This is a genomic window from Micromonospora sp. LH3U1, assembly GCF_028475105.1.
In the GTDB taxonomy this organism is placed as follows: domain Bacteria; phylum Actinomycetota; class Actinomycetes; order Mycobacteriales; family Micromonosporaceae; genus Micromonospora.
In genome coordinates this window covers 1,214,895-1,238,315 of the sequence record NZ_CP116936.1, presented here as the reverse complement: position 1 = coordinate 1,238,315, position 23,421 = coordinate 1,214,895, and the positions used below count along the sequence as shown (strand labels likewise).

The window sequence follows — 23,421 nt, the reverse complement described above, 5'->3', positions numbered from 1 at the left end:
ACCATCTGCCCTAGATCAACGCGGTCGGGGCCGACGCGGTCGGGGCCGACGCGGTCGGGGCCGACGCGGTCGGGGCCGACGCGGTCGGGGCCGACGCGGTCGGGGCCGACGCGGTCGGGGCCGACGCGGTCGGGGCCGACGCGGTCGGGGCCGACGCGGTCGGGGCCGACGCGGTCGGGGCCGACGCGGTCGGGGCCGACGCGGTCGGGGCCGACGCGGTCGGGGCCGACGCGGTCGGGGCCGACGCGGTCGGGGCCGACGCGGTCGGGGCCGACGCGGTCGGGGCCGACGCGGTCGGGGCCGACGCGGTCGGGGCCGACGCGGTCGGGGCCGACGCGGTCGGGGCCGACGCGGTCGGGGCCGACGCGGTCGGGGCCGACGCGGTCGGGGCCGACGCGGTCGGGGCCGACGCGGTCGGGGCCGACGCGGTCGGGGCCGACGCGGTCGGGGGTTGGGGGTGGGACGCGGAGTGGCAGGGGCCGGAGATGGGGACGGGCGCCGCTCCCGGTGGTCCCGGGGGCGGCGCCCGTCGTACTGCTGAGCTTGTGGGTCAGTGCCGGTCGACGTCGCTGGCAGTGTCCTCGCGGTAGCTGGCACCGCCGTCCGACTCGCTGGTGAGCGGCTTGGCGCCACCCTCCGGCGGGCCGGCCACGCTCTGGCCGCCGGCGGCCAGTTCGGGGAACTTCGCGTCGAACGCCGGCCGCTCGGAGCGGATGCGGGGCATCTTGTCGAAGTTGCGCAGCGGCGGCGGGCTGCTGGTCGCCCACTCCAGGGAGTTGCCGTGACCCCAGGGGTCGTTCACTTCGACCACCGGGCCGGTCTTGTACGACTTCCAGCAGTTGTAGATGAACGGCAGCGTCGAGATACCGGTGATGAACGCGCCGATCGTGGAGATCATGTTCAGTGTGGTGAAGCCGTCACTGGGCAGGTAGTCGGCGTACCGGCGAGGCATGCCCTCGTTGCCGAGCCAGTGCTGCACCAGGAACGTGGTGTGGAAGCCGATCATGGTGAGCCAGAAGTGCACCTTGCCCAGGCGCTCGTCGAGCATTCGGCCGAACATCTTCGGGAACCAGAAGTAGATGCCGGCGAAGACCGCGAACACGATGGTGCCGAAGAGCACGTAGTGGAAGTGCGCCACCACGAAGTACGAGTCCGACACGTGGAAGTCGATCGGCGGGCTGGCCAGCAGCACACCGGTGAGACCACCGAAGAGGAACGTGACCAGGAAGCCGATCGCCCAGAGCATGGGTGTCTCGAAGCTGATCTGGCCCCGCCACATGGTGCCGATCCAGTTGAAGAACTTCATACCGGTCGGCACGGCGATCAGGTAGCTCAGGAAGCTGAAGAACGGCAGCAGCACCTGGCCGGTGGCGAACATGTGGTGCGCCCAGACGCTCATGGAGAGCGCGGCGATCGCGACGGTCGCGGCGACCAGACCCTTGTAACCGAAGATCGGCTTGCGGGAGAAGACCGGGATGACCTCGCTGATGATGCCGAAGAACGGCAGCGCGACGATGTACACCTCGGGGTGCCCGAAGAACCAGAACAGGTGCTGCCAGAGCATCGGCCCACCGGTTGCCGGGTCGTACACGTGGGCGCCGAGGATGCGGTCCGCGGCGAGCGCGAACAGCGCGGCGGCCAGCAGCGGGAAGACCAGGATCACCAGCAGGCTGGTGACCAGGATGTTCCACGTGAAGATCGGCATCCGGAACATGGTCATGCCGGGCGCGCGCAGGGTCAGCACCGTGGTGATCATGTTCACCGCGCCGAGGATCGTGCCCAGGCCGGAGATGGCCAGACCCATGATCCACATGTTGGCGCCGACGCCGGGCGAGTGCTCCACGCTGCTCAACGGCGCGTACGCGAACCAGCCGAAGTCAGCCGCGCCACCCGGGGTGATGAACCCGGCGGTCGCCATCGTGCCGCCGAACAGGTACAGCCAGTAGGCGAAGCTGTTCAGCCGGGGGAAGGAAACGTCGGGCGCGCCGATCTGGATCGGCACGATGTAGTTCGCGAAGGCGAACACGATCGGCGTCGCGAAGAACAGCAACATGATCGTGCCGTGCATCGTGAAGAGCTGGTTGTACTGCTCAGGCGACAGGAACTGCAGCCCGGGTCGGGCCAGCTCAGCCCGCATGATCAGGGCCATCAGGCCACCGATCATGAAGAACACGAACGCGGTGATCATGTACATGATCCCGATCTGCTTCGCGTCCGTGGTTCGCAGCAGCCGCGCGATGGCCGACCCCTTGACCGGCTCCCGGACCGGCCAGGGCCGGGTCACGACCGGCTTGGGTGCGACGGTGGTCACGAGTGGCCTCCGGTTCTCGGTTGTCCCGCTCGGCACACGCTGGTTATCGGCGGGCCGTCATCCGCAAGGAGGATAGTCCCCGGCAGGTCGCAACGCCGCGTGGGGTGGCGTGACACGATCTCCAACGGGGCTACAGCGGGCCGAGCAGTAGGCGGTAGTGCTCACCGAAGATTCGGCCGCCGCGTCCGCGCAGCACCGGGTCGCGCAGCGCCGGCGGCACGTCCCTCGTCCGGTTGCGGTCCCGGGTCCGGTCCCGCACCCATCGGGTACGCGGACGGCGACGACTCTCGTACGCCACGAGTGCTGCCTCGACGCTGCTGGCGGCGTGCAGCGACTCGGCCAACACCACGGCGTCCTCCAGCGCCATGGCCGCGCCCTGGGACAGCGTCGGCGCGGTGGCGTGCGCGGCGTCCCCGACAAGCAGGATCCGCCCCCGGTACCAGCGGCCCAACTCCACCTCGTCGGTGATTCCGACGTGTACCTCGTCGAGTGCCGCCAGCACCTCGGGCACGGGACCGCGGTAGTCGGCGAAGAGTTCGCGGAGCCGGGCCAGTGGTTCGGCGGGCTCCTCGGTGCCGGCCTCGTCGGCGTAGAGGTGCAGCCGCCCCGCACCGATCGGCACCATCAGGAAACCGGAGCGCTGGCCGAGCAGGGCGGTCCACTCGGTGACCCGTGGGCCGTCGCGCAGCACGGCCCGGTAGACCACCTGCCCGACCGGGCGAGGCGGCCCGCCGAGCGCGGCCAGCGCGCGGACCGAGGAGCGCGGCCCGTCGGCGCCGATGACCAGGTCGTACTCGGTGGTGGTGCCGTCGGTGAAGGTGACGCCGACCGCGCCCGGAAGCAGGTCCAGGGTGCGGACCTCAGCTCCGTGCCGGACGGCGCCACCGGCGCCGCTGAGCAGCACCCGGTGCAGGTCGGCCCGAGGCAACGCCCGGCATTCGCCGACGCCGGCCCAGAGGGTGTCGAGGTCGACCTCGCAGAGTTGCACGCCAGCCGCGTCGAAGAACCGCTGCCGGTGGATCACCTGCCCGAGCGGACGAACCGGGTCGTGCAGGTCGAGCCCGTGCAGCGCCCGGGCGGCATTGCCGGGCAGGTAGAGACCGGTTTCGGTGGACTCCCCCGGTGGCAGCTTGTCCGTGACGTCGGGCCGGAAGCCCGCCAGGCGCAGCGCCCGGGCCACGGCCAAACCGGCGATGCCCGCGCCGACGACGAGGATGCGCAGGGGGGAGCCACCCATGGTGGTTAACGCCTCCGGAGGGGGAGCGGCACGCGTTGGAGGCAACACGCTACTCGGAGCGATCGGCGCACACCAGGCCCGATCGGCCCGCCCATAGCCGCTCGTCGGCGGCCCGCGCCGCTTAGCTGGCCGTCCTCCGTCGCCCGTCCGGCGGGGGAATGGCAATCCTCACAATTCACCAGTTTGACGCGTACGGTTGCGCCGCGATATCAGACATGTAAATGTGTCGTTGAGCGTGGGAGCGCTCCCGCACTGCCCCCCACCACCGTCCGGCGCCCGGGCATGCGCCGCAGTCAAGGAGCGTCATGAAACGTCCACTTCGGGCTCTGGTCGCCGCCGGCCTGCTGCTCAGCGGCTCGCTCGTCGCCGTAGCGCTCGGCGGCAACGCCTCCGCCGACACCCAGATCTGCGAACAGTACGGCTCGGCCGTCATCCAGAGCCGGTACGTGGTGCAGAACAACCGTTGGGGCACGACCGCCCAGCAGTGCATCAACGTCACCGGCACCGGCTTCGAGATCACCACCCTGAACGGCAGCAGCCCCACCAACGGGGCGCCCACGGCGTACCCCTCGGTCTTCTTCGGATGTCACTACACCAACTGCTCCCCCGGCACGAACCTGCCGATCCAGGTGAGCCAGATCAGCAGCGCCACCAGCAGCATCTCCTACCGCTATGTCAGCGGCGCCACCTACAACGCGTCGTACGACATCTGGCTGGACCCGTCGCCCAAGCGGGACGGGGTGAACCAGATGGAGATCATGATCTGGCTCAACCGGCAGGGCCCGATCCAGCCCATCGGCTCGGTGGTCGGCACGACCAACCTGGCCGGCCGGACCTGGGAGGTCTGGCGGGGCAACAACGGCGGAAACAACGTCATCTCCTACGTCGCGCCGTCCGCGATCTCCAGCCTGAACTTCAGTGTGCTGGATTTCATCAACGATGTCCGTAACCGGGGCGCGATCACCAACAGTTGGTACCTGACCAGCATCCAGGCCGGTTTCGAGCCCTGGCAGGGTGGCGTCGGCCTGGCGGTGACCTCGTTCTCGGCTGCGGTCAACGGCGGCGGCACTCCGCCCACCACCCCGCCGCCGACCACCCCGCCCCCGACCACCCCGCCGCCGGGCGGTGCCGGGTGCGCGGTGAAGTACACGCCGAACTCGTGGAACAGCGGCTTCACGGCCGACGTGCAGATCACCAACACCGGGTCCAGCCCGATCAACGGTTGGACGTTGACCTACAGCCTGCCCAGCGGGCAGCAGGTCACCAACTCGTGGAACGCCACGGTGAGCCAGAGCGGGTCCACGGTGACCGCGCGGAACGTCAGCCACAACGGGTCCGTCCCACCCGGCGGCACGGCCAGCTTCGGGTATCAGGGGACGCTGAGCGGGGCGTACTCGTCACCGACCAGCTTCACGCTCAACGGGGCCACCTGCTCCCGCTCCTGAACTGACGGTGGGGGCGTGACCATTCGGTCGCGCCCCCACCACTCAAAAGATCCACTCGGGTTCCTTGAAGTCGGGGCATCCTCGCGCGTGGGACACCCCGACTTCCGGGAAGTCGAGTCGATCAAGTCAGGACGGGCGGGTCAAGCCGCGGCGGGCGGCGGGGTCAGACGCGGGTGAGGCGTACGGCGTCGGCGACGACCAGGCCGGTGGTGCTGCTCCACCGGCTCACCGCCACCCGGTTGGCGTCCCCAGCCGGCAGCGTGAACGTGCCGAGGGACCGCCACTGCCCGCCGGTGGCCCGCTGGTCGACGACGATCGTCCGGTTGCCGGTGGTCGTGGCGACGATGTACGGGGTGGCACCGTTGTATCCGGAGGTCGCCGGCCACCAGGCGTCGACCCGGTAGTTGGCGGTGGCCGGGACGTTGAACTTGTACCAGGCGGCGTCACTGGCCGCGACCGGCTCCGCGTACCGGTAGTCGGCGCCGTACCGCTGCGCCGAGTACGTCGACACACCCCAGTTGGCGCTGGCGGTGAACCGGCCGGCGGTGGTGTTGTCCACGATGGAGGACCACGCCGGAGGGTTCCCGCCGGACATCTTCGCGGCCACGTCGGCGCGCATGACGTTGAGATCGATGAACGACGGGTCGATCTTGCCGGAGGTGCTGGTCTCCCGGTGCCCCCGGGCGTAGCTGCTGTCCCGGCCCAGCCGGGTGAGGACGGCGGCGGTGGCGGCGAGCGACGCGTTGTACTGCGCGGCGGTCATCTCCTGGTTGACGCCGTTGTAGTCGATCTCCCACCCGATCATCAGGGTGTTGCCGTCCCCGGCCGGGATCGGCCCACTGCCGCCGCTGGCCCCGGCGTGGTTGCACCGGCCGGCCGAGATGACGTGGAAGACGCCGTTGTAGTCGACGAGCGCCTGGCAGAGCGGGCCGGCCAGATCCGACCGGCCGTTGATGCAGATGCCGAGCGCCGGGTGCGGGTTGCTGGCGCTGGACGTCGCGGCCGTGTGGTGCCAGAGCACCCCGATCGGGTCGAAGGAACCCGGCCGCATCCGGTTGAGCCAGTCACCCTCGACGACGACCTGGACTCCGGCGGCGCGCAGCACGTCCACCAGCCAGGGAATGGTGGCCATCAGGCGTCCTGGAGCAGGTCGGCGAGGCACTCGGCCTTCGGCGCGGCGCTGGCCGAGGCGGGTCGGGCGACGACGGTCAGCGCGGCGGCCACTAGGGCGGGGATGCCGAGGACCCCGCGGCGGCGCAGACGGATGGATGGTGATCGGGCCATGGCGATCCTCCAGCGAGGCGGGTTCGAACGAATCGACGAACGTGATGACGGGCACGGTATACCGTCATGAACGTCGATGTCGATACCCTTCAGCGCCGAGGCTCTAGCTGAAGGAAACCGCCGACTCAGGTGCCGCCGAGCGCGTCGATGTCGCGCATCTCCTCCGCCGTGAGCGAGAAGTGGAAGACGTCGAAGTTGGCGGTGATCCGCTCCGGGGTCACCGACTTGGGTATCGCCACGATCTCGTGGTCGATGTGCCAGCGCAGCACCACCTGCGCCGGGGAGACGCCGTGTGCCCCCGCGATCCTGGTCAGCACCGGGTCACTGAGGTCACTGGTCTTGAACGGGCTGTAACCCTCCAGCACCACGCCCCGGTCCCGGTGCTCGGCGTGCCGCTGCCGGTCGTACAACGCCGGACTCCACTCGATCTGGTTGACCGCCGGGTTCTCCTCGGTCGACTGGATCAGCTCATCGATCTGCCCGGTGCTGTAGTTGCTGACGCCGACCGCCCGGGTCAGGTTCTCGTCCCGGGCGGACAGCAGCTCGCGCCACAGCGGGATGCTGTCCGCTGGCGACGACGGCGGCCAGTGGATCAACCAGAGGTCCACCTGGTCGACGCCGAGCGCCTCCAGGCTGGCCTCCAACGTCGCGCGCTCCTGGCCCACCCGGTTCGGCGGGAGCTTGGTGGTGATGAAGACGTCCTCGCGGCGCAGCCCGCTCTCCTGCACCGCCCGGCCGACCTCCCGCTCGTTGCCGTACACGGTGGCGGTGTCGACGTGCCGGTAGCCGGTGTCGAGCGCGGCCAGCACCGCCTCGTAACCGGCCTGGCCGGTGGCCTGCCAGGTGCCGAAGCCGAGCAGGGGCATCCGCACGTCACCGGGGAGCAGGGCGGCGGGCTGGTCGGTGAGGTCCATGAGGTCCGTTCTACCCCGCCGAGCCCCCGGCCGCCGAGCGAACCGGACACTCCGGCACCCAGCGCGCTGGTCCGGTTTGCCGGAGAATGCGGGTGTGACGGACCGGCTGGAGGAGTACCGGCGACGGCGGGACGCGGCGCGTACGCCTGAGCCCGTGCCGCAGGAAAAGCCCACGGCCGCCGCCACCAACGGTGACACCGCCCGTTTCGTCATCCAGCAGCACCACGCCCGCAGCCTGCACTGGGACCTGCGCCTGGAGCACGAAGGGGTGCTCGCGTCCTGGGCGGTGCCGCGTGGCCTGCCCCGCGATTCGGGCCGCAACCACCTCGCGGTGCACACCGAGGACCACCCGATGGAATACCTCGACTTCGCCGGCGAGATCCCCGCGGGCGAGTACGGCGGCGGCCGGATGACGATCCACGACCGGGGCACCTACCGGAGCGAGAAGTGGCGCGACGACGAGGTGATCGTGACGCTCTCCGGTGGCCGGACGTCCGGCCGCTACGTCCTCTTCGCCACCGGGGAGCGGGACTGGATGGTCCGGCGCACCGACCCGGCGCCGGCGGGCTGGACGCCAATGCCCGACCTGGTCCGCCCGATGCACACCACGGCCGCCGCCGGGCTCCCCCGCGATCGCGCCGCATGGGGTTACGAGCTGCGCTGGGACGGGGTCCGAGCGATGGCGTACGTCTCCGGCGGGCGACTGCGCCTGCTCTCCGAGACCGACGAGGAGATCACCGGCGGGTACCCGTGGCTGCGCGCGATGGCCGAGGCGCTCGCGCCCACCGAGGCGGTGCTCGACGGCGTGCTGGTCCGCATCGATGGTGCCGGACGGGTCCGCCCGGTCCGCCCGGCCAGTGGCAGCCGGGTTCCCACGGGCGCCCAGTACCTGGTCGTCGACCTGCTCTGGCTTGAGGGCGTGAGCAGCGTCGACGTGCCGTACGCGCAACGCCGGGAGCTGCTCGATGGGCTGGATTTGGCCGGTACGCACTGGCAGACTCCGCCGTGGTTCCCCGGCGCGGGCGACGAGGCCCTGCGCGCCGGGCAGGAACAGGGCCTGCCGGGCGTGGTCGCCAAGCGGCTGGACTCGGTCTATGAGCCGGGGCGGCGCAGCCGGCACTGGCTGCGCATCGACGCGGTGTGACGGCGAGGAGCGACGTGTACCTGACCCACCTGGACTGCCCGCGCTGCGGTCGGGAGTACGCGGCCGAGGTGTTGCAGAACCTCTGCGAGTGCGGCTCTCCGCTGCTGGCCCGCTACGACCTGCCGGCCGTGGCGAAGGCGGTCACCCCGGAACACTTCCCGCTGCGCCCGGCCGACCTGTGGCGCTACCGCGAGTTGCTGCCGGTCGGCGACCCACGGCACGTCACGACGCTCGGCGAGGGTTGGACGCCGCTGCTGCGCGCCCCGGCGTACGGCGCCGAGATCGGCATCTCGGACCTGATGGTCAAGGACGAGGGGTTGATCCCGACCGGCTCGTTCAAGGCGCGCGGCGCGGCGGTCGGCGTGAGCCGGGCCCGTGAGCTGGGTGTCGAGCGGATCGCGATGCCCACCAACGGCAACGCCGGGTCGGCCTGGGCCACGTACGCCGCGCGTGCCGGGATGGGTGCGACCATCGTCATGCCGCTGGAGGCGCCGAGTATCTGCCGGCGCGAGTGCGTCGCCGCCGGGGCCGACCTACGCCTGATCGACGGGCTGATCAGCGACGCCGGCCGGCGGGTGGCCGAGCTGATCGCGGAGTCGAACGGGGCGATCTTCGACGCCGGCACGCTGCGCGAGCCCTACCGGCTCGAGGGCAAGAAGACGATGGGGTACGAGATCGTCGAGCAGCTCGGCTGGCAGGCGCCCGACGTGATCATCTACCCGACGGGCGGCGGTGTCGGCCTGATCGGCATCCACAAGGCACTCCACGAGCTGCGCGAGCTGGGCTGGATCGGCGACAAGCTGCCTCGGCTGGTGGCGGTGCAGTCGACCGGCTGCGCGCCGATCGTTCGGGCGTTCGCCGCCGGTGCAGACCGGGCCGAGCCGTGGGTGGACGCGCACACGGTGGCGTTCGGAATCACCGTGCCGGCGCCGCTGGGCGACGAGCTGATCCTGACGGCGCTGCGGGAGTCCGCCGGCACAGCCGTCGCCGTCGACGACACGGACATCCTGGCCGACCTTCGGGACTTCGCCGCGCGGGAAGGGCTGCTGCTCTGCCCGGAGGGGGCGGCCTGTCTGACCGCGGCGCGGCAACTGCGCGCCGGCGGGTGGATCCGGGCCGGCGAGCGGGTGGTGGTGCTCAACACCGGCGCTGGGCTGAAGTATCCGGACACGGTCGACGTGTCCGGCGTACCCCTGCTGGTGTGAGGCGGCGGGCACCCCGCGGACCCTGCGGTCCGTGGGGTGCCCTCGTGGCGGCCTACTGGTAGGTGATGTCGGAGGGTGAGTAGAGGCAGTTGACGCCGTCGGCGCCCTCGCCGATCTCGGTCGGCTCGTCGCCCTTCGGCACACCTCGGTACTTGACGCAGATCGAGGTCTCCCGATCCGGGTCGCCCACGATGGTGATCCGGCTGAACCGGGCGGTGTCGCCCCAGTTGGTGTTGATGCCGGCGATCGCGTCGGTGTTCCGGACGATCACATTGTCGATCACCACGTGCCGCTGGTACGACGTCGAGCAGTTACCGCAGGCCCGGTAGAGCTTCCCGGCGTTCTCCACCCGGAAGTTCCGGATGGTGACGGTGCCCGAGCCGTTGTGCTGGAAGACCTTGTCGCTGGCGGAGCGGGCGCCGCCGCCGTCGACGGTGTACGTGGTGCCGCCGCGGAAGGTGGCCGCGTCCTCGCCCACGTCCTCCCACCAGACGTTGATCAGGGTGCAGTTGCCCTCGCAGTGCACGCCGTCACCGGCCGGGGCGCCGATGATCACATTGCGCAGGGTGGCGCCGGCTGCCAGCTCGAACATCGGGTCCTGGCTCTCGCTCTGCCCACCGTCACCGATGCCGTAGTAACGCTTGAGCCCACCGTCGAACGTGCCGGAGACCGCGATCGTGGCGTCGACCTTCTGACTGCTGGTTGGCGTCGGCCAACCGGCGGACGGCGGGGTGGTCGGGCCTGGGGTGGTGGGCGGAGGGGTGCTCGGCGGCGCGGTGGTCGTCGGCGGCGTGGTCGGGGTGCCGCCACCGGACGAGTCGACCGTCACGTCGTCAAAGCCACCGCTGGCGTACGCGGTGACCAGGCCGATTCGGCCCGCGCCGGCCAGGCTGTTGCTGCCGGAGGCGATCTGCGTGCCGTTGACGAAGCCGCGGATGGTGCTGCCGCTGCCCTCGATGCGCAGGGTGTACCAGGTGCCGGTGGCGATGCCCAGCGACGCGGAGCCGATCACGGTGATGCTGCTGCCGTTGACCGCCTGAAGCTCGGCGCGGCCGGAGCCGAGCAGTGCCAACCGGTACATCTTGGTGCTGCTGGTGGACCGGGCGGCCAGCCCGACCAGTGCGCTGGACGAGCCGAAGCTCGCCGGCCTGACCCGGGCCTGCACGGAATAGTTGGTCCAGCTGGTCTGGCCGGCGAACTGCCGGGCCAGTTCACTGCCGGCGTTGGACTGGTTGAGCACGCCCGAGCCGTCGACCGTCCAGGTGCCGCCCGACTTGGACCAGCCGGAGGTGTTGCCGTCGTTGAAGTCGTCGCTGAAGACGGTGGCCGCGAAGGCCGAGGTCATGCCGGCGGCGAGGGCCGCCACGGTCACGCCGGCACCCACCGCCAGCAGTAGTGGTCGACGGCCGGGGAGTCGTCTTCTCTGCACAGTTGTCCTCCTTGACGCATGTGGTGGCGATCCCTCGGCCGTCCACACGGGGACGGGTCGGCACGGCGTGCTGGGATCGGTGCGCGCCCCCGTCGGATGCCCGAGCCCGAAGCGGGGTGAAGCAGGGTAAAAGACCTTGGGAAAGGGCTTTCCCGCTCCTTCGAGGCTAGGACTGCGCACACATCAGCGTCAATGCCTGGCGCTTGCAGGTCTGTTGCAGGATTCCGGCCGGAAAGATCAGTAACTGTCCGGCTTGGTCAACCGCCAGGCCGCGTTGATCAGCCCGACGTGGGAGAGCGCCTGCGGGGTGTTGCCAAGCTGGTCCCCGGTCCGCAGGTCGATCTGCTCGCTGAACAGGCCCACGTCGTTGGCGTATCCCACCACCCGCTCGAACAGCGCCTCGGCCCGCTGCGACTCACCCGCCATGACCAGGCACTCCACCAGCCAGAACGAGCACAGCAGGAAACCACCCGGGTCCGTCGACCACCGTCGGACGAGCCCGTCGTCGGTCCCCAACTCCCGCTCGACCATCGCCATGGTCGAACGCATCCGCGGATCGGTCGCGGGCAGGAAGTGCGCCACCGGCAGGATCAACGCCGAGGCGTCCAGCTCCGCCGAGCCGAACGCGCCGGTGAACGCCCCGATCCGGTCGTTCCACCCCTCGCGCAGCACCGCGTCGCGGATCTCGTCGCGCACCCCGGCCCAGCGACGCGGGTCGGCCCGCTCACCGAGCCGGTCGGCGAGCCCCACCGCCCGGTCCAGCGTCAGCCAACAGATCACCTTGGACGAGAGGTAGTGGCGCTCCTCGTCCCGGGTCTCCCACATACCCCGGTCCGGCAGATGCCACGTCGCGGCCACCTGCTCGGTCAGCCCGAGCACCATCTCCCGCAACTCGCCCTCGAACGTCGCGCCGAGGTAGTCACGCAGCCGCCACACCGCCGACATCACCTCGCCCGGGACGTCGAGCTGCCGCTGCCGCCAGGCGTCATTACCGATCCGGACCGGGCTGCTGTCGCGGTATCCGCGCAGGTGGAGGCATTGGTGCTCAGTGATGTCACGCTCGCCCTCGACCCCGAAGAGCACCGGCACCGGGTCGTCGCCGATCCGGCCGATCGACCGGGTCGCCCAGGCAAACAATCGGGACGCCTCGTCCGGGCAGGCCGCCACCCAGAGCGCGCGCATCGTCAACGAGAAGTCCCGCAGCCAGGAGTAGCGGTAGTCGTAGTTACGGTCGCCGCCGATCTGCTCCGGCAGCGAGGTGGTCAGCGCCGCGGCCACCGCGCCGCTGCGGGCGTACGTGAGTCCGGTCAGGACCGTCGCGCTCTGTCGGACCAGATCGGGATACCGGCCGGTATACCCGTGCGTCTCCCGGTACGCCTCCCACGCCTGCACCGTCTCGGCGAGCGTGGCGACCGGGTCCAGCCGGGCCGGTGGATCGCCGTACGCCGTACCGAACGCCACGTCCATCCCGACCACCTGACCGACGGACACCTCGAACTCGTGGGTCACCCGGTCGAAGCCCGCCCGCAGGCGCATACCGTCGGCGTGCAGCACCAGCACCACCGGCCCGGCGCCGGCCAGCACCCCGCCGCCCGGCTGCTCATGCAGGTACGGCGTGAGCAGGCCGTACTCCGGCCGGGGCGCGAAGTCCAGGGCCATCCGGACCCGCCCGGACAATCCCTCGACAACCCGGATCAGCACGGCCGGCGAGTTCACGCCCAGCTCGTGGGCGCGGGCACCCACCTCGGCCGCGAGCGCGTCGGTGACCGCGACGCTGCCGTGCGGGGTGTGGTGCACCGTGCGCAGCACCAGCGTGTCCGGTCGGTACGCGCGCTCCACCCGGTATCCCGGGCCACCGACACCGACCGGCGCCAGCCGGAAATGCCCGGCGCTCGGGTCGAGCAGCCGGCCGAACACGGAGGCCCCGTCGAACCGGTGCGGGCACCACCAGTCGATCGAGCCGTCCTTGCCGACCAGGGCACCCGAACGGGAGTCCGAGAGAAACCCGTAGTCGGAGATCGCCGGCTGCTGCTCCACCCGCCGCGGGTACCCGCAGCGGCCCGGATCAGACCGCTGCGGGCGCGGTCACTCGGTCGGTGGCTCGTCCTTGCCCGCCGCCTCGGCCGCGTCGGCCTCTTTCTTGGTCTTGTGTACGGCCTTGTCGGCGTGCTCCGGCGGCCCGTAGACGGTGTACAGCACCAGGGGGTTGGGGCCGGTGTTGACGAAGTTGTGCTTGGTGCCCGCCGGCACCACCACCAGGTCGCCCGCGACGACCTTCCGCTTCGAACCGGCAACCCGGGCTTCACCGACGCCACTGACGAAGGTCAGGATCTGGTCGATGCCCTCGTGCACCTCCTCGCCGATCTCTCCATCCGCTGGGATGGTCATGATGACCAACTGGCTGTGCTCACCGGTCCACAGCACCCGCCGGAAATCCGGACTCTGTTCGGCGACAGTCGCGATCGTGAAATGCTCCATGCCCACGCTCATACCCCGTTCGGCGGCGCCCCACGCCGGGACTCGCAGATGGTGGAATTCCCCACGGTCGGCAGGTTTGGATCCGCGCGGACCGGGGATCGACAACGCTGACCGGAGCGAACAGCCGGTCGAGCCAGGTCCCCGCCGGCGTACCGCCGAACGGCTGCGGTGGTGGGAGACGGCCAGAGCACGGCGACGTTCCGACCACGGTCGAAGCGGCGCCGTGCGCTCTGTTGGGCTAGCGGTGCAGCCAGGTGAGCAGGTCAGGCGGGGCCAGCTCCGCCGTCCGCTCCAGGTAGCGAGCCTGCGCGGAAGCGTCCAGCAGGTTGCGCCCCTGCCCCGAGCCGCCCTGGCGGAAGAACGCCCGACGGTCACGCAGCACGCCGAGCGTGTCCGGGGCGAGCCGGTCGGCGCGCTCCCGCATCCGACCGAAGGTGGCCGCCTCGACCAGCTCGGGCCAGCGCTCGGGAGAGACCGTGATGCCCCACCGGCCGGCGAGCCGGCGCATCTCACCGTCCAGGTCGGCCAGCAGGTCGTCGTAGTGCACCAACTCGACGTTCGGCTCGTGCCGGCGGGCCCAGGCGTCGCTCAGGTGCGCCATCACCCCGGGCAGCGAATCCAGTTCGGCGCGCGGGTGCACCTCCCGGTCGATCCAGCTCGGCAGCCACTGCTCCACCGGTTGGCGTGCCCGGGACGGCCCGGTCGGGGCGGGCTGGCCGGTCAGCTCGGCGAGGCGCACCCGGTCCAGGTTGCCGGCCTGGTGGTAGAGGGAAACCGCCATGTCCAGCGGGTGCCGGGCCACCACCACGTAGTGCACCCGAGGGTCGAGCGGCACCCCGTCAAGCGGGGTGTGCGTCTTGATGAACCGCCGGTGTGGCTGCGCGGCAAGCCGGTCGTACACGGCGTCCTGCGGCTCGGCCAACCAATCCAGCCAGGGCGACAGCACGGTCAGCGGCGCCGGCAACTCCGGAGTGCCCAGCACCAGGAGCGCGCAGATCATCTGCATCCAGGTGGTGCCGCTCTTGGACCGGGTGCTGATCACGATGTCGCCGTCGCGGAACGGGAATCCGATCCACCGGGCGCTGTCCTCGTCTTCGGACCGGTATCGATGAGCTGGCGTGAGCATCGGAGGATCGTAGTCACCGAGCCGACAGCCGAGCAGCTTAATTCCGACTCGGCGACCTGTGACACATGCGCATACCTGGCTAGATTGAATTATGGTGCCCGCCCACGGGGGCCGGGCAGCGGAACCGGTCTACCGCCCCATCCTCGCCAGCCGACGAGGCGAGCTGGATGCCTTGAGCCACCTCGACCCCGCAGCGGCCGCCCTGATCGCCCCGATCCTGGAGATCGGCGCGATCGAACGATCCACCATGGACACCGTTCGGCGGCTGCCACCCGGGCTGCTGCCGGCCGTCGACGTCAGCGCTCTGCCCGACACCCCTGAGGCGGAACTGACCCGGTGGGGCGTACCGCTGGTGCCGGTGATCGGGCTCGCGGAGAGCGACCACCGGCTGGTCGCGCACGGCGCAGCGGCGCGCGCGTGCGGTCGCCGTGCGTTGGTCCGTCTGCGGGCCCGCCAGGACCGGGCTGGATCGGACGCGAGCACCGCCGCCATGGAACGGATCTGGCGACTGACCGCCCTCGCCTCCGAGGAGTGTGACCTGCTGGTGGACGCGGGGGACGTGTGCTGCCCGGCTGACGTTCGGGCGGCCGAGCCCCGGGTACGCCGCCTTCTGGACTGGGCGCGCCGGCACGCCTGGCGGTCGGTGACGGTCGCGGCGGGCGGGATGCCACCGACGCTGTCCCGGCTGCCCACCGACGAGCCGATCCAGCTCGATCGCTGGGACTGGCAGCTCTGGCAACGGCTGGCCGACGCCGGGGTCGACTACGGCGACTACGGCGTCCGCCCGGCCGTGCCCGGCACCGGTGACCCCGGCGACAAACTGCCCACCGTGCGGTACACCGACGACGGCAGCTGGTGGGTCTACCGCTGGGCGCGCCGGGGCGGCAGGGGCGACGACCGGGTAGCCGACCTGTGCCGCACGCTGGTGTCGGCCCCGCACTGGCCGAGCTCCGGCGCGGCCTTCTCCTGGGGCGACCACGAGCTGCTGCGCCGGGCTCGCAGGGGCGCCGGTGCCGGCTCGGCCGCCAACTGGGCGGCGTGGAGCACCTCGCACCACCTGGCGCACGTGCTGACCACGCTGTTTCGACCGAGCGGTGACGCCGAGCCCGAGTGGCGGCCGAGGTCGGACCCACCGCAACGGGGACGGTCGCGCGGCGGCATGAGCCGCCGCGCGGGCTGAGCCTCGCCTACTGCCGCTCGGTGAAGCCGAACTGGATGATGCCCTCGTCATCGACGGTGGCGTCCACCGACGCGTCACCGAGCAACTCGGCGGCGTCCTCGTCCAGGAAGATCCGGGCACCCTGGTTGTCGACCACACGGTCGCCCTGCACCGGCTCGGGCACCAACTCCACGGTCAGCGAGCCGGCGTCGGTGTCGGCGGCGATGCGCACTCCGCCGTCCTGGGCGACGTCCTGCTGATTGGCGAGGTCACGAATGACGAGCACGGCGTTATCGGTCATGGTGAGCATTGGCGGAACTCCTCGTGGATTCTCGGCTCGCGGTCGGTTACCGCGCAGACCGGACAGTCGGCCCGCGTACGAGCACACGTGGGAGGCGACAGGAGGGGCGAACGGTCGTCGCCGTCGCGTCGGATCGGGGCATCTGACGGCCCCGTCACCTCCACCGTGCCCGCTGGCGGACCATCCGTCAAATAGAGCCGGATCAGTCGAGAGCGGCGGCCGGGGCCAGCCACGCGCGAATATCGTTGACCGCCGCGCGGCCGGCCCGGTTGGCTCCGATCGTGCTGGCCGAGGGGCCGTACCCGACCAGGTGAACCCGCTCGTCGGCGACCACCCGGGTGCCGTCCATCGTGATACCGCCGCCCGGCGCGCGCAGGCCCAGCGGGGCGAGATGGTCGATGGCCGCCCGGAAGCCGGTGCACCAGAGGATCACGTCCGCCGGCACGAACCGCCCGTCCGCCCAGACCACCCCGTCGGGTGTGATCCGCTCGAACATGGGTAGCCGGTCGAGGACGCCACGTTCACGCAGTCGGCGTACCTCCGGGGTGACCGGCAGCCCGGTCACGCCCACCACGCTGCCCGGCGGGCGGCCGGCGCGTACCGCCTGGTCCACCCGGGCCACTGCGGCACGGCCCAGCTCCGGACCGAACTTCTCGTCCGTGAACTCCGGCGGCCGGCGGGTCACCCAGGTGGTGGACGCCGCGACGGTGGAGACCTCACCGAGCAGCTGCACGGCCGAGGTGCCGCCGCCCACGACCACCACCCGTTGGCCGGCGAACTCGGCCGGCCCCTGGTAGTCGGCGGTGTGTAGCTGCCGGCCCCGAAACGACGACCGCCCCGGGTAGTGCGGCCAGAACGGCCGGGTCCAGGTGCCGGTCGCGTTGATCAGGGCGCGGGCGGTCCAACGGTCCCGGTCGGTGTGCACGTCCAGCCGCCCGTCCGGGCGGGAGCGCACCGCGCGGACCCGCACCGGCCGCCGCACCGGCAGGTCGAACACCCTCTCGTACGCGGCGAAGTAGGCGCTCACCTGCTCGGCTGCGGGGCGCTGTGGCTCGGCGGGCGGAAGAGGCAGCCCGGGCAGGTCGTGAAAACCGTGCACCCGGTCGAAGACCAGCGTCGGCCAGCGATGCTGCCAGGCCCCGCCGGGCCCGTCGTCGCCGTCGAGGATGACGAAGCCGCTGCCGGGGAGGAAGCCGGTGCGGCGCAGGTGGTAGCCGGCGCTCAGACCGGCCTGACCGGCGCCGATCACCACGACGTCCGCGGAGTGGGTGTCCACACGGGGTGCAACGCCGCGGTTGTCGTCGCTGTGCCCGCACCGACCGTCGCGCCGATCACAGAAGGCCATTCCGGCTATGACCAGCCAATCCTTGCTTACGCTGAGTGAATGAGCGACTTCCGTCGGTACGCGGCTGAGTTCCTCGGCACCCTGCTGCTGGTGTTCTTCGGAGTAGGTAGCGCGGTCGCCGCGCGGGTTCAGGGCGGCGTGGTGGTGGTCGCACTGGCCTTCGGGTTCGTGATGGTCGCCCTCGTCTACACGATCGGCCCACTCTCCGGCAGCCACGTCAATCCGGCGGTGACGCTCGGTGTCTTGCTCTCCGGAAAGATCTCGGCGATCGGTGCGGTGGCGTACTGGATCGCGCAGTTCGTCGGCGCGACCGTGGCCGCCTTCGTGCTCTGGGCGCTGACCCGTTGGGGCGACGTCGCGGACCAGACCGGGGCACTGGGCACGAACGGTTACGGCGCGCACATCAACCGGGGCGGCGCAGCCGTGCTGGAGGTCATTCTGACCTTCCTCTTCGTGCTGGTCGTCCTGGTGGTGACAAGTCGTAGCGAGAATCCGGGCACCGCCGGGCTTGCCATCGGGTTGGCCCTCGCCGCGACCCAACTGGTGGGCGTGACGCTGACCGGCGCGGCCGTCAACCCGGCCCGCGCGTTCGGGCCGGCGGTCTTCGAGGGCGGCGCGGCCCTGCGGCAACTCTGGGTGTTCATCGTCTTCCCGCTGCTCGGCGGGGCGCTCGCCGCGCTTGTCGCACCAATGGTCATGGGGGCGCAGCGGCACTACTGGGGTGGACACGAAAAGTCGGTTGGCGGGCCGAAGTAGCGGGAGCGGCAGAAACTTTCGCCTGGGCCTCTTCTCTGGCGAATACCTTCGTGGCAGCATCAGCGCATGCATCGCCGTCACTTTCCCCGGGCCCTCGCGCTGCTCGCGCTGGTCGCCACCGCGGCCACCGCCGGCGCGCCCGGTGCCACGGCCGAGTCGCCCACCCCGGCGACGACCCGACTGCACGCCACCATCGACACGATTCTCGCCGACACCCGGCTTGCCGGCGCGCAGGCGTCGGTGGTCGTGGTCGACACCAGCACCGGCCAGACGCTCTACGACCGCAACGGTGACCGCCGACTGATTCCGGCCTCCAACACCAAGCTGCTGACCTCGACGGCGGCCCTTGAGCTGCTCGGCCCGGGGCACCGCTTCACCACCGACGTACGAGCCACCGGTAAGCGCCGCGCGGGCCTGCAATCCGGCAACCTCTACCTCCGCGGCGGAGGTGACCCCACCATGCTCGCCGCCGACTACGACGCGCTCGCCGCGCAGGTCGCCGCCGACGGCATCCGGGTGATCACCGGCAATCTGGTCGCCGACGACACCCGCTACGACCGCACCCGGCTCGGCCCCGACTGGACCTGGGACGACGAGCCCTACTACTACGCCGCCCAGGTCTCCGCGCTGACCGTCGCCCCGGACACCGACTACGACGCGGGCACAGTGATCGTGCAGGCCGCCCCGGCCAGCCGGGCCGGCGCACCGCCGGTGGTCAGCACCATTCCACCCACCGGGTACGTCCGCGTCGACAACCGCGCCGAGACGGTCACAGAGGGCGAGACCTCGATCTCGATCGAGCGCGAACACGGCGGCAACACCGTCGTGGTGACCGGCCAGATCGCCGTCGGCGACGAGCCCGCCAGCGACTGGGTGACCGTCTGGGAGCCCACCGGCTACGCCGCCGACGTGTTCCGGGCGGCGCTGCACCGGCACGGCGTCCGGGTGCTCGGCCGGACCGTGCTCGGCCAGCCCACCCCGGAGGCGGCCCAGCCGGTGGCGTTGCACAACTCGATGAGCCTGGGTGATCTGATGACGCCGTTCCTCAAGCTCTCCAACAACGGCCACGCCGAGGTGTTGACCAAGGAGATCGGCCGGGTGCTCACCGGCTCGGGCACCTGGACGGCCGGACTGACCGCGATCAGCGAGTACGTGGCCGACACCGGGATGGACACCGGAAAGCTGCGCCAGCGCGACGGCTCAGGGCTGTCCCGGCGCAATCTGGTCCCCGCGACGGAGTTCGTCGACCTGCTGAGCGCCGTCCGTGCCGAACCGTGGTTCGCCACCTGGTACGCGGCGTTGCCGATCGCCGGGCAACCCGAGCGGTTCGTCGGCGGGACCCTGCGCAGCCGGATGGCCGGCACTCCGGCGGCGGGCAACGTGCACGCCAAGACCGGCAGTCTGACCGGTGTCTCCGGGCTCTCCGGCTACGTCACCACCGCCGACGGCCGGCTGTTGGCGTTCTCCATCCTGCTGAACAACTACCTGACCGCGTCGGTCAAGTCGTTGGAGGATCAGATCGCTGTGGCGCTGGCCGGATACCGCGAGGACGGTGCGACCACGGCGCGGGTGGCACCGCCGGCGGTGCCGGAGACGCCTCGCACCCCGGAGGGCGTCGAGTGCTCGTGGGTCAAGCCGATCACCTGCTGAACGGCGGCCGGGAGGCGCAGGTGCGCCTCCCGGCCGGGCGCGCGCTCAGGCCGGACGATCCGGTGGGGGGACCACCGCCGTCGGGTCGCCGCGCTCGATGAGCGCGGCGATCTCAGCGGCCCGCAGGCCACGCAGCGCCAGCACCCGGGTGCCCCAGCGGTGCAGGCGACACGGGTGCGGGCTGGCGTCGTTGCGGCAGACCACTCCCCCGGACCATCGTCGGGGCGCGTGCACCACCACCGCCCGGACCGCGAACTGGGTGTCCTCGCCCGTCACGTACGGCGGCAGGGGGATGTCGCGGAGCACCTCCCCGGACCCTTCACCGGCACCGGACGAAGCCGCGCCACGGACGCGGTGCGCAGTACTGCTACTCATCTCCGCTGCCTCCACACTGGATGGTCGGATGGGGACAGCAGAAAGTTACGACCTGATCGACGGTATGCGACGGACAAACTGTCCCGCTGCGCGATCACACAGCGATCGTTCGGTCAGCGCACCGCCACCGCCTGGAGGCCGACGTTGCCGCAGTGCGAGGTGAAGACCTTCTCGACGGTCCAGGTCAGCAGCAGTCGGGCACGCTTCGGCAGCGTGAACCGGATGGTGAACTGAGCGCTCTGACTGTTGTACGGGTCCTCCAGCACGGCGGTGCTGGCGGGCCCGCCGGAGGACAGCCGCGCCTCCAGGCGCCCCCGGGCCATCCAGATGCCGCCGTAGAGCTGGACCGTGCGCGGCTCACCGCTGCCGGCGACGGCGAGGGTGAACCCGTTGCCGGCACCGCAGGTGTAGACGCCGTTGGAGGTGCCGCTCGTCGACCGATCCGATGAGCCGTCGGACCAGCGGACGTGCTCCTGGTTACCGTCCCAGCGGACCCGGTTTCCGGCGCCACCCCCATCGATGATCTCCCCGGAACCGGAGCGCTTTCGGACCGTCGAGTTGTCGCCGCGCTCCCCCCAGTGCATCCAGTCCCGGGTGCCCACGGCGGTGAGGTCGACCTCGGCGGGCATCTCCCCCCGGCTCACCGACAGCGCGGGCGACTCTGGCGACTCGGGCGACACCGGTGGCGGGGCGGGCGCGCTGGGAGACGGAGTGGGGTCAGGCGATGGTGGGCGCTGGCGCGGACGCAGGCCGGGCAACGCCGGTCCGGCCTCGCCGGTGCGCCCGTCGGCAGCCGGGAGACCGGTGCCACGGGCGGCCCCGGCCGGCACGCCGCCCGGACCCGCCTGCTGGCCGCCGGAATCGGGATCGGACCGGCTGCTGACGTACGAGATCAACGCGACCAGGCAGACGAGGACGGCGACGCCCTCCACCGCCCAACGTCGCCGCTGCCGGGCACGGGCGACCCGGCGCAGCGCGGTGCGGGTCTGCCCGGCGGTGACGGCACGCCGACAGGGCCTCGCCGGTCCGTCGAGCGGCGCGTCCCCAGCACCCGAATCAGACCGCGTGCGGTCTTCGTCCGCCACCGACCCCTCCAACTCCGCCGCCCGGCCGTCATCGACCGCGGCGGATCGCACCGTCCACTGTGGGCCGTCGGATGTTTGCACCGGCGTGGACGACACGCTAGATCCGGACTGCCAGATGTGTCCAGCCCGCAACCGGACGGTATCGGACAGGTTGGCACGCTTGGACGGGGACTCCGATGGACCGGGAACGCTTCTCCCGTCAGCCGATCCGGAAGCCGAGCACCTGCGCGATGACCACGGCCTGCTCGAGGTCGACGATGGCGCCAGCCCGCTCGACGGCCGTCGGGTCGAGCGCGGTCAGATCGCTGCCACGCAGGTCGGCGCCGCCAAGCCGGACGTTGAGCAGCTGCGCGCCGGAAAGGTCGACGCCCGTGACTGTGGCACCGGTGAGATTGGCCCTGGTCAGGTCCACCTCGCGCATCCGCACCCCGGTCAGCCGGACGCCCCGCAGGTCGGCGCCGGGCAGAGCGGCGAAGGACCAGTCACCGCCGTCCACCGTCAACGGACGCAGATCGCAGTCGACGAAGGTGCTGCCGACCAGCTTGCAGCCGGTGAACTCGGCCTCGAAGAAGTTGCACCGCCGGAAGACGCAGCGGGTGAAGGCGGAGTCGACGTGCCGGGAGGCGTTGAACAGAACGTTGCCGAACGTGCACCCGGTGAAGACCGCTCCTCGGCTCACCGCCTCGGTCAGGTCCACGTCGAAGAACTCGCAACCCACGTAGTGCCGGTCGGTCAACTCCTCGCCGTACCAGTCCTCGTTGCGAAAGGTCACGTCCTCGGTCAACTCCGGCATCCGACCAGGCTAGTGTGCGCCGCCGACAGCCCACGGCCGGTGCGGCTGGTGGCGGCCCCCTTCCGGTACGGGTGTACCGCCGAGTAGGTTCGGCGACGTGAGTGTGGCTCGGAGCAAGGACCCGGATCAGATCGGTTTCGACCCGGCGCGGTTGGCGCGGATCGACGAGCACTTCGGCCGGTACGTCGACGACGGCCGGCTGGCCGGCTGGCAGGTGGTGGTCACCCGTCGCGGCGAGGTGGCGCACTCCTCGACGTACGGGCTGCGGGACCGGGAGTCGGGCGCACCGGTCGAGGCAGACACGCTCTGGCGGATCTACTCGATGACCAAGCCGGTCACCTCGGTCGCGGCGATGATGCTGTGGGAGGAGGGCCGGTTCGAGCTGACCGACGAGATCAGCCGCTGGCTGCCGGAGTTCGCCGACCTGCGGGTCTACTCCAAGGGGTCGGCGCTCAAGCCGTACACCGTGCCGGCGATCGAGCCGATCCGGGTCTGGCACCTGCTGACCCACACCGCCGGCCTGACGTACGGCTTCATGCAGACCTCGGTGGTCGACGGGCTCTACCGGGCCGCGGGCTACGACCTGTACCCGCCGGCGGACGTCGACCTCGCCAGCGCCTGCGCGGCCTTCGGCGAGCTGCCGCTGCTGTTCCAGCCCGGCTCCGCCTGGGGCTACTCCGTCGCCACCGACGTGCTCGGCCGCCTCGTCGAGGTGATCTCCGGCCAGAGCCTCGACGCGTTCTTCGCCGACCGGATCTTCGGCCCGCTGGGCATGACCGACACCCGTTGGTGGGTGGACGGCGACGAGGCCGAGCGGCTGGCCGCGCTCTACGTACCGGAACCGCGCAGCGGCCGGGCCGTCCGCTACGACAGTCTCGGGGCGCTCGCATTCAGCAAGCCCGCCCTGCTGTCCGGTGGCGGCGGTCTGATCTCCAGCGCCGCCGACTACCACCGCTTCACTCAGTTGCTGCTGCGCGGCGGCGAGTTGGACGGGGTTCGGCTGCTCGGGCCGCGCACGGTGCGGTTCATGGCCCGCAACCATCTGCCCGGGGGTCAGGACCTGGGCACTCTGTCCACCGGCGGCTTCGCCGAGACGACCCTGGACGGGATCGGCTTCGGCCTCGGCTTCGCGGTGGTCGACGACCCGATCCCCAGCCGGGTGCCGAGCAGCGTCGGCGAGTACTACTGGGGTGGGGTGGCCAGCACCGCGTTCTGGGTGGACCCGGCCGAGGAGATCACCGCGCTCCTGTTCACCCAGCTGATGCCGTCGAGCACGTACCCGCTGCGCTCCCAGCTGCGCCAGCTCGTCTACGCCGCCCTGGTCGACTGACCGGTCCGCCGGGGCCTGCCCCTACCTGCTCTGGGTCCCTTTGCTCTGCTTCAA

At 71.2% G+C, this 23,421-nt stretch carries 22 protein-coding genes; 8 read left to right on the top strand and 14 right to left on the bottom strand.

All coding sequences use genetic code 11. The annotated features are described in order from the left end of the window. Positions 1-14: 14 nt before the first annotated feature. A complete protein-coding gene (locus PCA76_RS32770; protein WP_442930244.1) occupies positions 15-590 on the top strand; it encodes a pentapeptide repeat-containing protein in 576 nt (191 codons plus the stop codon). Here PCA76_RS32770 and ctaD read toward each other — a convergent pair. After that, positions 551-2,311, bottom strand: coding sequence for an aa3-type cytochrome oxidase subunit I (gene ctaD / locus PCA76_RS05750; protein WP_272615814.1), 1,761 nt, complete (start codon positions 2,309-2,311; stop codon positions 551-553). The genes PCA76_RS32770 and ctaD overlap by 40 nt on opposite strands. Positions 2,312-2,441: 130 nt before the next feature. Then, a complete protein-coding gene (locus tag PCA76_RS05745; RefSeq protein ID WP_272615813.1) occupies positions 2,442-3,548 on the bottom strand; it encodes an FAD-dependent monooxygenase in 1,107 nt (368 codons plus the stop codon). 305 nt (positions 3,549-3,853) lie between these two features. On the opposite strand from PCA76_RS05745, the gene PCA76_RS05740 reads away from it, so the two are divergent. Then, the gene (locus PCA76_RS05740; protein ID WP_272615811.1) at positions 3,854-4,993 is read left to right on the top strand and encodes a GH12 family glycosyl hydrolase domain-containing protein; all 1,140 of its coding nucleotides are present in this window, start codon (positions 3,854-3,856) and stop codon (positions 4,991-4,993) included. 163 nt (positions 4,994-5,156) lie between these two features. Here the strand turns inward: PCA76_RS05740 and PCA76_RS05735 are convergent, their stop codons facing one another. The 3 genes from PCA76_RS05735 to PCA76_RS05725 all read right to left on the bottom strand — a co-directional run bounded on the left by PCA76_RS05735 (position 5,157) and on the right by PCA76_RS05725 (position 7,191). Continuing rightward, the gene (locus tag PCA76_RS05735; protein WP_272615809.1) at positions 5,157-6,125 is read right to left on the bottom strand and encodes a golvesin C-terminal-like domain-containing protein; all 969 of its coding nucleotides are present in this window, start codon (positions 6,123-6,125) and stop codon (positions 5,157-5,159) included. Then, positions 6,125-6,277 (bottom strand): hypothetical protein, encoded by a 153-nt coding sequence (locus PCA76_RS05730; protein WP_272615808.1) that lies wholly within the window; start codon positions 6,275-6,277, stop codon positions 6,125-6,127. Before PCA76_RS05730 ends, PCA76_RS05735 begins: the two co-directional genes overlap by 1 nt. Positions 6,278-6,402: 125 nt before the next feature. Then, positions 6,403-7,191, bottom strand: a complete 789-nt coding sequence (locus PCA76_RS05725; RefSeq protein ID WP_272615806.1) for an aldo/keto reductase — start codon at positions 7,189-7,191, stop codon at positions 6,403-6,405. Between the two features lie 94 nt (positions 7,192-7,285). Between PCA76_RS05725 and PCA76_RS05720 the strand changes: the two genes are divergently transcribed. Continuing rightward, entirely contained in the window at positions 7,286-8,335 is a 1,050-nt protein-coding gene (locus tag PCA76_RS05720) for a DNA polymerase ligase N-terminal domain-containing protein (RefSeq protein WP_272615805.1), read from the top strand. A 14-nt stretch (positions 8,336-8,349) separates the two neighbouring features. Then, positions 8,350-9,540, top strand: coding sequence for a threonine synthase (locus PCA76_RS05715; RefSeq protein WP_272619199.1), 1,191 nt, complete (start codon positions 8,350-8,352; stop codon positions 9,538-9,540). Between the two features lie 52 nt (positions 9,541-9,592). On the opposite strand, the gene PCA76_RS05710 is transcribed toward PCA76_RS05715, so the two are convergent. From PCA76_RS05710 to PCA76_RS05695, 4 genes are all read right to left on the bottom strand, one after another. Further along, the gene (locus PCA76_RS05710; protein WP_272615804.1) at positions 9,593-10,969 is read right to left on the bottom strand and encodes a pectate lyase; all 1,377 of its coding nucleotides are present in this window, start codon (positions 10,967-10,969) and stop codon (positions 9,593-9,595) included. Between the two features lie 237 nt (positions 10,970-11,206). Beyond that, positions 11,207-13,006 (bottom strand): glycoside hydrolase family 15 protein, encoded by a 1,800-nt coding sequence (locus tag PCA76_RS05705; RefSeq protein WP_272615803.1) that lies wholly within the window; start codon positions 13,004-13,006, stop codon positions 11,207-11,209. Between the two features lie 48 nt (positions 13,007-13,054). After that, entirely contained in the window at positions 13,055-13,447 is a 393-nt protein-coding gene (locus tag PCA76_RS05700; RefSeq protein ID WP_272615801.1) for a cupin domain-containing protein, read from the bottom strand. Positions 13,448-13,685: 238 nt separating this feature from the next. Next, complete coding sequence (locus PCA76_RS05695) at positions 13,686-14,573, bottom strand: sulfotransferase domain-containing protein (protein ID WP_272615800.1); 888 nt, start codon at positions 14,571-14,573, stop codon at positions 13,686-13,688. A gap of 91 nt (positions 14,574-14,664) precedes the next feature. Between PCA76_RS05695 and PCA76_RS05690 the strand changes: the two genes are divergently transcribed. Next, positions 14,665-15,753 carry a beta family protein gene (locus PCA76_RS05690; protein ID WP_272615798.1) on the top strand — a complete coding sequence of 363 codons (1,089 nt, stop codon included), beginning with the start codon at positions 14,665-14,667 and terminating at the stop codon, positions 15,751-15,753. A gap of 7 nt (positions 15,754-15,760) precedes the next feature. Here PCA76_RS05690 and PCA76_RS05685 read toward each other — a convergent pair whose 3' ends face one another. Together PCA76_RS05685 and PCA76_RS05680 are read right to left on the bottom strand one after the other, a co-directional pair. After that, positions 15,761-16,042, bottom strand: coding sequence for an adhesin (locus PCA76_RS05685; protein ID WP_272615797.1), 282 nt, complete (start codon positions 16,040-16,042; stop codon positions 15,761-15,763). A gap of 193 nt (positions 16,043-16,235) precedes the next feature. After that, complete coding sequence (locus PCA76_RS05680; RefSeq protein WP_272615796.1) at positions 16,236-17,309, bottom strand: NAD(P)-binding domain-containing protein; 1,074 nt, start codon at positions 17,307-17,309, stop codon at positions 16,236-16,238. Positions 17,310-17,417: 108 nt separating this feature from the next. Between PCA76_RS05680 and PCA76_RS05675 the strand changes: the two genes are divergently transcribed. Further along, positions 17,418-18,134, top strand: a complete 717-nt coding sequence (locus tag PCA76_RS05675) for an MIP/aquaporin family protein (RefSeq protein ID WP_272615795.1) — start codon at positions 17,418-17,420, stop codon at positions 18,132-18,134. 66 nt (positions 18,135-18,200) lie between these two features. Next, positions 18,201-19,784, top strand: a complete 1,584-nt coding sequence (dacB, locus tag PCA76_RS05670) for a D-alanyl-D-alanine carboxypeptidase/D-alanyl-D-alanine endopeptidase (protein ID WP_272615794.1) — start codon at positions 18,201-18,203, stop codon at positions 19,782-19,784. Between the two features lie 45 nt (positions 19,785-19,829). Here dacB and PCA76_RS05665 read toward each other — a convergent pair whose 3' ends face one another. From PCA76_RS05665 to PCA76_RS05655, 3 genes are all read right to left on the bottom strand, one after another. Then, positions 19,830-20,159, bottom strand: a complete 330-nt coding sequence (locus PCA76_RS05665; protein WP_272615793.1) for a hypothetical protein — start codon at positions 20,157-20,159, stop codon at positions 19,830-19,832. Positions 20,160-20,272: 113 nt separating this feature from the next. Then, positions 20,273-21,325: a hypothetical protein gene (locus PCA76_RS05660; RefSeq protein ID WP_272615792.1), complete on the bottom strand. Its 1,053-nt coding sequence runs from the start codon at positions 21,323-21,325 to the stop codon at positions 20,273-20,275. A gap of 118 nt (positions 21,326-21,443) precedes the next feature. Beyond that, positions 21,444-22,037, bottom strand: a complete 594-nt coding sequence (locus PCA76_RS05655; protein ID WP_272615790.1) for a pentapeptide repeat-containing protein — start codon at positions 22,035-22,037, stop codon at positions 21,444-21,446. Positions 22,038-22,134: 97 nt separating this feature from the next. On the opposite strand from PCA76_RS05655, the gene PCA76_RS05650 reads away from it, so the two are divergent. After that, positions 22,135-23,367: a serine hydrolase domain-containing protein gene (locus PCA76_RS05650; protein WP_272615789.1), complete on the top strand. Its 1,233-nt coding sequence runs from the start codon at positions 22,135-22,137 to the stop codon at positions 23,365-23,367. Positions 23,368-23,421: the final 54 nt, after the last annotated feature.